Consider the following 11,805-nt stretch of genomic DNA (forward strand, 5'->3'; position numbering starts at 1 on the left):
TCCTTCAATGGACGGAGCAGGTCAATGGATGCGCGCACCGAGCGGCACGTCGCGGTCCGGCTGCAGCAGGGCCACGCCGCCTCCCGCCTCGAGGCAGCCGAGCACCAGCACCTCGCTCGTGAAGCCCGCGATGCGCCGCGTGCCGAGGTTGGTGGCCGCGACAACCAGGCGGCCGACGAGATCCTCGGGCGCGTAGAGCGCGGTCAGCTGGGCGCTGCTCCTGCGCGTTCCGAAGTCGCCGAAGTCGATGGTCAGCTTGTAGGCGGGCTTCCTGGCCTCGGGGAAGGGCTCGGCGGCAGCGATGCGGCCGATGCGCATCTCGACCTTGAAAAAGTCCTCCGCGGCTATCTGCGGCGCCTGGTCCGTCTCCTTCGCATCGGCCATTGCGACCCTCCCGGCATGTCGGCGTGTTGTGCGAAGGTGTTGATGTAGTATAGGGAGGGAGTGCTGACAAGGCGGACCGAAACGTCCATGGAGATCCCTGCATGACCGAACTGCTCACCCTGCTCGCCCTGCTCGCGGCCCTTGCCGTGGTCATGGCCCTGTTCACGGCCGGGGTCAGCCACGCCATGCTCTGGTACGAGTGCCGGGGCACGCCGCACGAGAAACGCCTGCGCGACCTGGCGAAGGGCGGCGTGCGCGTCTGGCTGCTCGGGCGCATCGTCGTCTCGGCCGCGTGCCAGCTGTTCCTCTACGCCACCTACCCCCTGGGCTGGCTCGGCCGCCATGCCCCACCCGCCTTCGGCAAGGAGCCGGAGGCCGGACCGGACGAGCCCTGCATGCTGCTCGTGCACGGCCTCTACCACAACGCGGCGGCTTGGCTGCGCTTCGCCCCCCGCCTGCGCCGCGCGGGCTACAAGGACCTGCGCGCGGTCTGCTACGGAAGCTTCGCGCGCGGCTTCGACGAGGTGGCCGACGACGTGGCCGGACGGATACGGGAGATCGTGCGGGAGAACGGAGAAAGGCCGCTGCTGCTCATCGGCCACAGCCTGGGCGGACTCTTCGTGCGCCGGGCCCTGGCCGATCCCGGGATCGCCGCGGCCTGCCGCGCCGCCGTGACGCTCGGCAGCCCCCACCAGGGAAGCCGCCTCTCGGCCTTCGGCATCGGCCGTCTGGTGCGCGACCTGCATCCGAGCTCTGCGGCAATCCGGGCCATGCGGGAACTCCCCGGCGCGCGGGGCGTGCCCTGCCTGGCGCTCCGCTCACCCGCGGACGGCATGGTCGTGCCGCCCGAGGGGCTCGAGCCGCCCGAGGGAGCCGGGTTCGAGACGATCACCACCCCGCCCTGCGACCACATCCAGATGCTCTACCACCAAGGCGTGGCCGCCCTGGTCGCGGACTTCCTGCGCCGCGCGGCGCCCGCGCCGAGAAGCTGATCATCACCGAGCGGCCCGAGCGGCCCGCTGCCCGTCCCCGCTGTTCCAGCTAATCTATGATGCCGTGCAGCGGCCCGCCGGGAGCCGCCAGGGCGTCCACGCGCGCCTCGGCCTTTGGGTCGGGCGTGAGCTCGGGCGCGTGGTAGCTCTTCAGGCGCGCGTCGATGACCAGCGGCCCCTTGCAGCCCCAGTGCTTGCAATGGGTGGAGGAGGCGCCGCCGTAGATGTCCGTTGCCGGGTCCGAGCGGGTGAAGGTGACCCAGAGGAAGTTGTCCCAGTCCGCGGCCGTGAAATCCGCGTCGTCGCAGACCACCACCAGGGGAAGGCCGGAAAGGCCCTCCGTGGCGCCCAGCGCCTTGGCCAGGGACTGCAGCCGCGGATCGTGGCGGTCGCGCCCGGCTGTGTGCGGCGGCCCCTGGAGGACCACGATGCCTGCCGAGAAGACGCGTGCGGCGCCGAAGGGCTCGGGCACGGCGAAGCCCTCGGGCAGCCTCGCGGCGAGCTCGCGGCGCGGTTCGCCCGCGGCCGCCACGATGACCTTGGAGCCCTGGTTCAGGCTGATGCCCGAGTAGTCCAGCGTGTCCATGGTCGTGCGCGTCACGAAGTGCAGGTCGCGCGAAAGGTCGATACGCTCGAGCACGTGGGCCAGGAACTCCGGGATGTTGTGCGCCGAGAGGAGCCCCGAATCCTCGGCCGCGGCGATGAGCACATACTTGGAGAGCGAGGTCTGCGTGGAGCCGAGCAGCGCCATGGCCTGGGTCAGGAGCTCCTGGGGCTGGCGCGCCGCGGCATAGGGCACGTAGCGCTCGCTGCCCACGGCCAGGAGCAGCGGGTGCACGCCCGCCGCGTCCACGGCGTGCACCTCGCGCACGCCGGTGAAGACGGTGGGGATGAGGGCGCCGGTCAGCTCGTGGATGAACTCGCCGAAGACCGTGTCCTCCTGCGGCGGACGGCCCACGGTGGTGAAGGGCCAGACCGCGTCCGGGCGGCAGAGCACGCGCTCCACGGTCATCACCGGGAAGTCGTGCGTGAGGCTGTAGTAGCCCAGATGGTCGCCGAAAGGCCCCTCGGGCGCGGTGCGGTGCGGCTCGATGTAGCCCTGCAGGCAGAAGTCCGCCTCGGCCAGGACCGGCAGCATGCCCGGCCGCTTCACCATGCGCACGCGCCGCCCTCCGAGCAGACCGGCGAAGAGGATCTCGGGCATGCCCTCGGGCAGGGGCATGACCGCGGCCAGGGTCATGGCCGGGGGACCGCCCACGAAGACGTTCACCGGCAGCCTCTCCCCCCGGCGGATGGCCGCGGCGTGGTGCGGGCCGATGCCGCGGTGGATCTGGTAGTGCAGCCCCACCTCGCGGCCGGGCTCGAACTCGTTGCCGTCCAGCTGCACCCGGTACATGCCGAGGTTCGAGCCGCCGTAGCCGGGCCTGTCCGGGTCCTCGGTGTAGACCTGGGGCAGGGTCACGTAGGCCCCGCCGTCCATGGGCCAGGAGCGCAGCTTCGGCAGGGTGGAGAGATGCGCCTCTCCGGCCATGATCGGGCCGTCGGAGACGTTCTTCGGAAAGACGTGGGAGAGCGATGCGGGCAGGGAGGCGAGCTGCCAGGGCTTCTTCAGGAGCGGCCAGGGATCGGCCTTGAGGCGCATCAGCCGCTCCACGTTCGCCAGCGTGTCGCGGAAGATGTGGCGGATGCGCTGACGCGTGCCGAAGAGGTTGCCGACCATGGGGAAGGCGCAGCCCTTGACCTGCTCGAAGAGGATGGCCGGGCCGCCCGCGCGGTATGCGCGGCGCTGGATGATCCCGGCCTCGAGGTTCGCGTCCACGGGCTCGCGCAGCCGCACCAGCCATCCCTTGGCCTCCAGGTCGCGCAGGCACGTCCCGAGGTTCGCGTATCCCATAGTCCGCCTCCTTTGTCCCTGGTCGGGGAAAAGATGCTGGTAGCAACCTTGCAGGGAGGGGGTCAAGGCGCGGGTCAGGGGGCCGGGATGGCCCTGCGGCGTTCCGGCGGAGCCTTGTCCGGCGGGAAGTAGAGCAGGCGGCCACGGTCGGTGCGCCAATCGTCCGGGTCGATCAGGGCGATGCCGGAGGCGAGTCCCGGATCGCCGAAGCCCTGGGCCGCGCAGAGGAAGAGGGAGACGAAGGCCTTGGGATCCACCGGGACGATCTCGCTGTAGGGCCAGGAGGCCGGGTTCCCTGCCCAGGAGGCCACGTAGTCGAAGGCCTCGCGCAGGGAGCGGCCGTCCGGGGTGTGGAAATGCCAGAGATCCACGCCGACCGACCGTCCCATGTCCGCGAGGGCGAAGGCCGCCTGCAGGGTGAACAGCGTGTAGCGCAGCGACTTGGTACGGGAAAGCTCCAGGGGAAGGCTCCCGTCCGGCGCGATCTGCGCGGCCAGGCGTTCGGGCGCGCTCGTGCCGAGCACCCGCCGAGCCACGTCCGTACGCCCGGTGTAGAGGGCCATGGCCGCGACCTGGGCGTCGTACCACATGCCGTGGTTGTTCGTGGCCTCGGCCTCTTCCCTGCCCAAGGGGCTGTCCAGGAGCCAGTCGAGGAAGGCCGAGAACCAGGCGCGAAGCCCCGCCTCGTCCTCGGGAGTCCAGAAGGACGACCCGGCCAGCAGGCGCGCCGCGTCCACCACCGGGATGAAGAGGCGCGAGTCGATGATGCCGCTCTTGGTGCCGCGCGCGCCGCCGGGCACGCCCTGGGCGTAGTCGAAGTCGGGATTCATGCGCGTGGCCGGGTCGAGGAACCAGGCGCGCAGGAGCACGGCCGCGCGGTCTGCGTAGGCGTCGTTCCCGCCCAGGTACCAGGCCAGGGCCAGGGTGGAGACGGCATAGGACATCCTGCCCAGGCGCGCGGAGTCGTAGCCCTCCCCCCTGCTCTCGGGATTGGTCTTGCCGTCGCGCACGATCCAGGGCAGCCCGTTGGGCGAGGCGGGATCGGGCCAGCGATAGGGCCCGACGCTCATGTAGTCGTGCTTGTCGCCGCTCGGCGGGGTCTTCTGCTTGTCCACGACCGAGTACGGTCCGGCGCGCAGCGCCCTGTCCGCGTCCTCGAGCAGCGCCTCGTAGGCCGCCCGCGGCCCCCGGCCCGCGAGCAGTGCCGCGCGCGCCGCGGCAAGGCTGAGCGGAGGCAGGGAGATCGTCGCGGGCGGCTCGGCCGCAACGCAGAAGGCCCCGGCGAGCAGGACGAGCAGGACGAGCAGGAAAGATGCGAGAAACGTCGTGGCGAAACGGGGCATTTCTGTTCTCCGGGCGCGAACGGGCGGCAGGGCCGATTTGCATGTGTACACCGCCCGGGCGCGGAGTGGAATCCCGGTTCGGCCGTTTTCATACCATCGTGCGTTGCTTTTGTCCCGGCCGTGGGCTATCCGTACAGGCTGCACGGCGCGCGCAGTGCGCCGATCGAGCCCGAGGCCATGATGAAACTCTCCACGAAAAGCCGCTACGGCACGCGCCTGCTGCTGGACATCGCCCTGCACGGGGACGACGGCCCGGTGCGCATCCAGGACACGGCCGCGCGCCAGGACATCTCGGTGAAGTACCTGGAACGCATCGCCCAGATCCTGCGCAAGGGCGGTTTTCTCAAGAGCCGCCGCGGCAAGAAGGGCGGCCACGCCCTGGCCATGCCGCTCGAGGGGATCACGGTCGGTGCGGTGGTCAGGCTGCTCGAGGGCGACAGCCTCCTGGTGGAGTGCTCGGGCGCCTCGCCGAGCTGCACCATGGCCGAGACCTGCGTCACGCGCCTCGTCTGGCTGGAGGCGAGCCAGGCCATGTTCGAGCGCCTTGACTCCATCACCTTCGCCGATCTCGTGGCGCGCGGCAGGGACATGGCCTCCTGCGGGATGCCCCAGGACGCACTCCTCCCGGACCGATCCTGACGCACCCCCGGCAGGGTCCGGCCATCTCCTCGACCCGCTTCCAGATCGCACCAACAATACCCAATGATTCCAGGTGATAGGCCTGCCGTACGCCAGAATCCGCTTGCCTTTGGGCCTGCAACATGTGATGAATATCTATGAGTCGTCGGGCAGGCATCGACTATCACATAGGCCTGTGCGGCGGCCGGACAACGTGCGAAGTTTCATCCGGCACGAAAAAACGGAGGTGATGGATATGGCGAAAAAGGTTCTGATCATTGACGACGACCCGAGCATCGTGAGCTATCTCCAGGATATTCTGCAGGACGCCGGCTACGCCACGGCCGTTGCCACCAACGGTCTGGAGGCCATGGACAAGCTCGAGAGCGAGAAGCCGGACCTCATCACCCTGGATATCGAGATGCCCGAGATGTCCGGCCCCAAGTTCAACCGCGCCCTGACCAAGGACGGCAAGGCCAAGGGCGTGCCCATCATCGTGGTCACCGGCCACATGGGCCTCAAGTACACCATCCCCAACGCCGTCGCCGAGTTCGACAAGCCCTTCGACAAGGACGTGCTGGTCGGCAAGGTCCGCGAGATCATCGGCAAGTAGCCGCAGGCCTCGCGACCGGGCTGCACAGCCGGACTTCACGAGACTTCATATCAGATGCGAGCGGGGCGGCCCTTCGGCCGCCCCGTCCCGTTTTTGCCGCTGCGCGCGGCACCGCCCTCCCCTTCCGCACGGCGGACCGCCGGACCGCCTTCCCTAGCCCGACAGTCCCTCGAAGATGCGCTCGCCTTCGCCGCCCTCGCCCGTGCCGTTGTCCTTCGGCTGGATCTGGGCCATGTGCTCCACGGCATCGAGGTAGCTGTTCCAGTAGGCCAGGTAGAAGGCCAAGGCGCGGGAGAAGTCCCGGCCCACGAGGCCGTCCAGGAAGAGCTGGCTTATCTCGCGTTCGCGGAAGAGGACCATGTGCGAGAGCAGGAAGACGCGCCGCTCCTCGCGCGTCATGCGGCGCATGAGCCTTTTCAGGACCACGCGGGCGCGCGGCTGGTACATCCAGAAGTAGAGCAGGTCCAGGGCGTTGACGATGGCGATCTGCACCAGGTCGCCGCGCTCGAAGCCCACGGTGCGGAAGAACTCCTTGTCAGACTCGAGGAGCGCGGAGACGTCCTCCAGGGGATAGAGCAGCTCGAGCCGGGCGTAGAGGTCGAAGACCTGGTGCAGCTTGACCTCGTAGTCGAGGAACCGCATGCGCAAGAACTCCATCTTGTCGACCACGCCCTCGAGAATCCCGGCCACGGTGTCCGAGGCCAGCTTGGAGATGATTGCGGCGCACTTCTGCAGGATGAGGTCCACGCCCGGCACGCCCGCCATCAGCAGCAGATAGCCGAAGGCGTCGTTGAAGAGCAGCGAGAGCGGGATGGCGAACAGGCTGCGGAAGAGGTTGCCGATGATCGCGGTGCGCGGGAAGCCGCGCAGGTAGTTGTGTCCCGCCAGATACAGGCCGTTGACCAGCGAGACCACGGTGTAGAGCAGCAGCGCGTTCGAGCTCACGGTCACGCCCATGCCCCGCTGCAAAAGCTCGACCTTCACCAGGTATTCGAGCAGCGGCACGGAAAGCCCGGTGTAGAGCAGCGAATCCGCCAGCCTGTTCCAGCTCACGAGGCTGCTCCAGTGCACCAGGGAGGAGCGGTGGACGCCGCCGCAGCCGAGCACGGACTGGATGATGTTGCGCACTCCGGTGATGGCGAACCAGATGGGCGCCCCGAACCAGGCCAGCACCCACCAGCTCTGGCCCAGGTAGAAGGTCAGGAAGGCGGGAATGAAGCCGAGCAGGATCTTCAGGGTGATGACGAGCCGCGTGTTCATGTAGCTCAGGGGCACGCGGCGGCGGTCCTCCGTGCGGGGGAGCGCCGGGGTGCCCGAGGGGGCCGCCGCATCGTCCGGAGCCCGGCTGGGCGCTCCCGCCTCCCGGCCGTCGAGCGAGAAGCCGTGCCCCTCTTCCTGGACTCCGCCCACGGTACAGATGTTTCCGCCCTCGGCCGCGATGCGGTAGTCCGAGAGCACCCAGTCCGCGCGGCGCGCGAAACCGAGGGGCCGAAGCCCCGGGATGCGGCGCAGGAGCCCGAGCCAGGCGTCCATGCCCCGGCCGGAGGCGTGCTTGGGCAGATAGGTCTCCCGCCGCAGGGCCTGCACGCTGATGGGCAGGCTGCACAGCGCAGGGTTGTCCCTGGTCAGTCGCGACTGCACCCAGCGCGGCAGCGTCTCCTTGACCACCAGTCCCATGCCGGGCACGCGGCCGGACTGGCCGGTGGAGTCGGAACCGATGCACGAGCGCAGGTGCTTGTCGCTGTAGAAGGACTGCAGGGTGGGGATGTCGTAGAGGATGTCCACGAGCGCGGCACGGCGCGCGGCGCAGGCCTCGTCGTCCCCGGCGCACGAGAGGTCGTCGACGATGGCCATGATCAGGCGCTTGAGGCGGATGACGTTGCCGGTGTTCAGGGCGTCCTGCAGTTCCAGGATGCGTTCCGCGTCCAGTTCTCGGCCCAGGCTCTTGTTCTTGAGGTTCAGTATCTCCAGATGGGTGACGCCGCCCCCGCACGAATAGAGCAGCTCGAGCACGTCCTCGGCGCGCAGATAGGAGAGATTCAGCACCACGTTGGCCTTGGGGGGCAGCTCGCGCAGCCGCTCGAGCAGCCTGGGCGCGGGCAGGGTGAGCAGCGAGGGAACGTGCTCGCCCTCGGACGCCATGTCCGGAGCGGGCGAGAGGGAGGACTCGCCCCTGCGCAGATGGCGCTCGATGATCTCGTAGACCCCGAGGTGGTTCATGCGGCCGACCAGGGCCTCGATGCGCGCGGCCTCCTCGGGCGTGGCGCCCGCGTGCCGCTCGCGCAGCTCGGCCACGCGGCGCCGCATCAGCGGCAGCATGCGCTCCAGGATGCAGCGGCCGAGATGGTGGATGGAGACCTGCCCGGCGCCCACGAAGGCCCTGAACTCGGCCTCGCTCAAGGGCGGCAGGTCGATGCCGAGCTCTTCGGACAGGACGTTGCGGTCCTCGTCGTTGAAGCGCGCGAGCAGCCGCAGCACGTAGGCCTCGTGGTAGCGGCCGACCTCACGGCCCTCCTCCATGAGTTCCTGCACGGCGGGCAGGCCGAGAAAGTCGATGAAGCCCCTGGAGTTGCCGAAGCCGCGCGGCACCCAGATGAGCTTGGCGAACTTGTCGCGCAGGCGCACGTAGAACTCGATGCCCACGCGCACCTCGATGCCCATGATCTCGGCCGCGGCCAGGAGCTCCTTGGCCGCCTCCACGGGAACGTGGCTGTAGTAGATGACCGTGAGCGAACGCAGCCCCTTGATCCAGGCGTCCATGACCAGGTGCGTGGCGGACTTGCGGCCCTTGGTGTTCACGTCGTGGACGTGGTCGTCGAAGGAGACCTGGTTCCACTCCTCGGGCATCTCGATGAGATGGTACCTGCGCAGCTGTGCGCGCACGTCGCGCGGGCGTCCGGAGGTCACGAGGCGGAAGTCGCGGGCGAGCATGAGCTGCGTGGCCAGATCCTCGCCGCGGCTGCGGATGAGGTTCTTCATGATCTCGACCAGCACGCGCGCCGCGTTGACGCGCAGGCTGCCCCGCGAGGTGTAGAGCACCTCGTCGCGCAGCATGCGCAGGGCGCTCAGCCGGTCCTCGGCCTTGCCTATCTCGAGCGAGCCCAGGAGGTGGGCCACGGCGTGCGCGATGCGCAGCGCGCGCTGCGCGGCCATCTCCTTGATGCCGTGGGGGTGCATGTAGGGCGCCAGCCGCCGCCGCTGCCCCGGGATGTCCTCGCGCAGGACGACGTCCTGCACTATCCGCAGCAGTTCGTGGTCGCGCCTGTCGAAAAGCAGCGGGGAGACGCGGCCGGAGTGCGGCCGGGGGTCACGCTGCACGGCTGCGGCGCCGCCTGGTTCTCTTGTCATCATCGCGGTCCGGCACTATATCCTTTAACATGGCAGCCGAGGAGCACGGATGCGGACCTCCGCCGTCCGTGCCGGGCGTAACCTTTTCGTAACATTCGCGCCCATTAATTCACAATCAAAAAACACACCGGAAGTCGGCGCATGAACACCTACGTGATCCACCCCATCGTCATGGGCAGCAAGCTGTTCGACCAGGGCATGATGACCTACCAGCACGGATACGGCAGGCCGTTCGCCATCCCCATCTATGCCTGGTACCTCGAGGGCGGGGACAAGCGCGTGCTCGTGGACACGGGCGAGATGCAGCCCATCCGCTCCGAGGACCGGGAGCGGGCCGTGGGCGGCCGCATCTACACCTTCGAGGAAGGCCTCGCCCTGTACGGCCTCACGCCCGAGGACATCGACGTGGTCATCCACACCCACCTGCACAGCGACCACTGCGAGAACGACTACAAGTGCGTCAACGCGCAGATCTGGGTACACGAGAACGAGCTCGCGCGCATCCACGATCCCCACCCCCTCGATTACCGCTACAACGAGGAATACATCGAGGACGTGGAGGAGCGCGGACAGATCCGCGCGCTTTCGGGCGACGCGCAGATCCTGCCCGGGATACGCGTGGTGCACACCCCGGCGCATACGGACGGCGGCCTGACGGTGCTCGTGGACACGGCGCAGGGCGTGGCCGCCATCACCGGATTCTGCGTGATCAAGGAGAACCTCTTCCCGCCCAGGGAGGTCGCGGCCATGGAGATGGAGGTCATCCCTCCCGGCACCTGCGTCAATCCGTACGAGGCCTACGACGTGATGCTGAAGGTCAAGGGCATGGCCGACATCCTGATCCCCCTGCACGACCCGGGCTTCGCCTCGGGCGCGCCCATCCCCGGCCCGGCCTGAGCCCCGCCGGGGGGGGCAGCTCCTCCAGGCCTGAAAATCAGTGCGCCGCACGGGCCTTTCCGGCCTGTGCGGCGTCTCGCGACTTGCCCACGGCGACGGATGCGGCTTCGTTGCGTGGGCGGGCGGGGCTCAGGCCGTGGGAGCCAGCTCGGCGCCGCCCGCGGCCACGAGCCCGGCCCAGGCGCCGACGACCTGCGGGTCCCACTGCGTGCCCGCTCCGGCATTCAGGGTCGCCAGGGCGTCGGACACGGCCATGCCGTGGCGGTAGGCCCGGTTGGAGACCATGGCCTCGAAGCCGTCCGCCACGCTGACGATGCGCGAGAGGATGGGAATGTTCTCTCCGGTGAGTCCGTCCGGATAGCCGCGCCCGTCCATGCGCTCGTGATGGTGGTAGATGATCGGCAGGACCTCTTCCAGCGAGGCCACGCGGCTGACGATGTCGCGGCCGATGGTCGGATGGCGGCGCATGACCCCGAGCTCCTCGTCGGTCAACCCCTCGGGCTTGTTGAGCACGCTGTCCGGCACGCCGATCTTGCCCACGTCGTGCAGCAGTCCGGCCACGCGCAGGAGCTCCAGGTCGCGCGGGCCGAGGCCGCAGGCCTTGCCGAGGCGGAAGGCGTATTCGCCGACGCGCTCCGAATGGCCGCAGGTGTAGGGATCCTTCGCCTCCACCGCGCGCACGAACGAGGTGATGACGCCCATGCTGATGTCCTCGATCTGGCGGTGCTTCACGGTGCAGTCGAGGACCGCGGAGGCGTGCGAGGCGAGGAAGGTCAGCAGGCGCAGGTCGTTGACCGAATAGGCCCCTTCCGAGCCGCCGCGCATGAGCACCACGGCTCCCAGGCGGTGGGCTCCATTGGAGAGCGGCGCGATGAGCAGCGACATGTCCTCCAGGGAAGCGGGCAGCGAACGGCCGGAGGCGCGCACGGCGCGCAGACTGGCCGGGTCGATGAGCTTGGGCGCGTTGCGCTCCATGAGCCGCCGGGCCAGGGCGCCGCACCAGCCGAGCAGGCCGGGCGCCAGGGAGGTGCCGTTGCAGGAGACCGGGGCGCGGCCCGCGTAGGGCCCCTCGTCGGCAAAGTAGAAGGCCATGCCCTCCGGCGCGAAGGCCCCGCGCACCCGGACCAGGAACTCCCGGAGGAGATCGTCGAAATTCTTCTTTTCCTTGAGCGCCTCGCCCAGACCGAAGACGGCCATGAGCCCCGCACCGTCCGGCGCGGCGCCGCGCAGCCGCCGCTCCTGCAGCGCCTTGTCCACGCGGGCCATGAGGTCAGACACGTTGAAGGGCTTGAGCATGTAGTCCACGGCCCCGAGCTGCAGGCACTCCACGGCGTTCTCGATGCAGCCGTAGCCCGTGAGGAAGATGACCTCGACGTCGATCTCGCGGCGCTTGATCTCGCGCAGAAGATCCATGCCTCCCATCTCGGGCATGCGCATGTCCAGGACGGCGCAGTCGATGCCGCCGGTCTCGAGGATCGGCAGGGCGCGCCTGCCGTTGCCCGCGGTCAGCACCTCGTGCCCCCGGTCCGCCAGCGCCTCGCGGCAGACCTCCACGAGCGCGGGCTCGTCGTCCACCAGGAGTATGCGGCTGCCGATCATGCGTTCAGCTCTCCGGACATGGCGGCTGCATGGAAATGAAGGAAGATGCGGACAGAAGATACGCGTCCGACAAAATCGGACGGATGGTGACGAAAATCGGGCGCGCATCGCCACGTT

Annotated in this window: 9 protein-coding genes; 4 read left to right on the top strand and 5 right to left on the bottom strand. The window is 69.0% G+C overall.

Translation table 11 applies throughout. The features are described from left to right. Nucleotides 1-21: 21 nt before the first annotated feature. Entirely contained in the window at nt 22-384 is a 363-nt protein-coding gene (locus tag DSX2_RS14625) for a tRNA-binding protein (RefSeq protein ID WP_020881772.1), read from the bottom strand. Nucleotides 385-485: 101 nt separating this feature from the next. On the opposite strand from DSX2_RS14625, the gene DSX2_RS14630 reads away from it, so the two are divergent. Further along, nucleotides 486-1,376: a triacylglycerol lipase gene (locus DSX2_RS14630; RefSeq protein ID WP_020881773.1), complete on the top strand. Its 891-nt coding sequence runs from the start codon at nt 486-488 to the stop codon at nt 1,374-1,376. Between the two features lie 49 nt (nt 1,377-1,425). Here DSX2_RS14630 and DSX2_RS14635 read toward each other — a convergent pair whose 3' ends face one another. Beyond that, nucleotides 1,426-3,270, bottom strand: a complete 1,845-nt coding sequence (locus tag DSX2_RS14635; RefSeq protein WP_020881774.1) for a UbiD family decarboxylase — start codon at nt 3,268-3,270, stop codon at nt 1,426-1,428. Nucleotides 3,271-3,344: 74 nt separating this feature from the next. Continuing rightward, nucleotides 3,345-4,613, bottom strand: coding sequence for an alginate lyase family protein (locus tag DSX2_RS14640; protein WP_020881775.1), 1,269 nt, complete (start codon nt 4,611-4,613; stop codon nt 3,345-3,347). 180 nt (nt 4,614-4,793) lie between these two features. Between DSX2_RS14640 and DSX2_RS14645 the strand changes: the two genes are divergently transcribed. Next, on the top strand, nt 4,794-5,252 hold the full coding sequence (locus DSX2_RS14645) for an Rrf2 family transcriptional regulator (RefSeq protein ID WP_020881776.1): 459 nt from the start codon (nt 4,794-4,796) through the stop codon (nt 5,250-5,252). Nucleotides 5,253-5,487: 235 nt separating this feature from the next. Beyond that, nucleotides 5,488-5,844: a response regulator gene (locus tag DSX2_RS14650; protein ID WP_020881777.1), complete on the top strand. Its 357-nt coding sequence runs from the start codon at nt 5,488-5,490 to the stop codon at nt 5,842-5,844. A 153-nt stretch (nt 5,845-5,997) separates the two neighbouring features. On the opposite strand, the gene DSX2_RS14655 is transcribed toward DSX2_RS14650, so the two are convergent. Continuing rightward, nucleotides 5,998-9,162 carry a hypothetical protein gene (locus DSX2_RS14655; RefSeq protein ID WP_020881778.1) on the bottom strand — a complete coding sequence of 1,055 codons (3,165 nt, stop codon included), beginning with the start codon at nt 9,160-9,162 and terminating at the stop codon, nt 5,998-6,000. Between the two features lie 171 nt (nt 9,163-9,333). Between DSX2_RS14655 and DSX2_RS14660 the strand changes: the two genes are divergently transcribed. Further along, nucleotides 9,334-10,089, top strand: a complete 756-nt coding sequence (locus DSX2_RS14660) for an N-acyl homoserine lactonase family protein (protein WP_020881779.1) — start codon at nt 9,334-9,336, stop codon at nt 10,087-10,089. 129 nt (nt 10,090-10,218) lie between these two features. Here the strand turns inward: DSX2_RS14660 and DSX2_RS14665 are convergent, their stop codons facing one another. After that, nucleotides 10,219-11,688: an HD domain-containing phosphohydrolase gene (locus tag DSX2_RS14665; RefSeq protein WP_020881780.1), complete on the bottom strand. Its 1,470-nt coding sequence runs from the start codon at nt 11,686-11,688 to the stop codon at nt 10,219-10,221. Nucleotides 11,689-11,805 lie beyond the last annotated feature (117 nt).

Source organism: Desulfovibrio sp. X2, assembly GCF_000422205.1.
Classification (GTDB): Bacteria; Desulfobacterota; Desulfovibrionia; order Desulfovibrionales; family Desulfovibrionaceae; genus Alkalidesulfovibrio.

What these genes read in the sequence shown, in the direction of transcription:
- DSX2_RS14625 (WP_020881772.1), bottom strand. Translation starts at nt 384, where the DNA reads ATGGCCGATGCGAAGGAGACGGACCAGGCGCCGCAGATAGCCGCGGAG.
- DSX2_RS14630 (WP_020881773.1), top strand. Translation starts at nt 486, where the DNA reads ATGACCGAACTGCTCACCCTGCTCGCCCTGCTCGCGGCCCTTGCCGTG.
- DSX2_RS14635 (WP_020881774.1), bottom strand. Translation starts at nt 3,270, where the DNA reads ATGGGATACGCGAACCTCGGGACGTGCCTGCGCGACCTGGAGGCCAAG.
- DSX2_RS14640 (WP_020881775.1), bottom strand. Translation starts at nt 4,613, where the DNA reads ATGCCCCGTTTCGCCACGACGTTTCTCGCATCTTTCCTGCTCGTCCTG.
- DSX2_RS14645 (WP_020881776.1), top strand. Translation starts at nt 4,794, where the DNA reads ATGAAACTCTCCACGAAAAGCCGCTACGGCACGCGCCTGCTGCTGGAC.
- DSX2_RS14650 (WP_020881777.1), top strand. Translation starts at nt 5,488, where the DNA reads ATGGCGAAAAAGGTTCTGATCATTGACGACGACCCGAGCATCGTGAGC.
- DSX2_RS14660 (WP_020881779.1), top strand. Translation starts at nt 9,334, where the DNA reads ATGAACACCTACGTGATCCACCCCATCGTCATGGGCAGCAAGCTGTTC.
- DSX2_RS14665 (WP_020881780.1), bottom strand. Translation starts at nt 11,688, where the DNA reads ATGATCGGCAGCCGCATACTCCTGGTGGACGACGAGCCCGCGCTCGTG.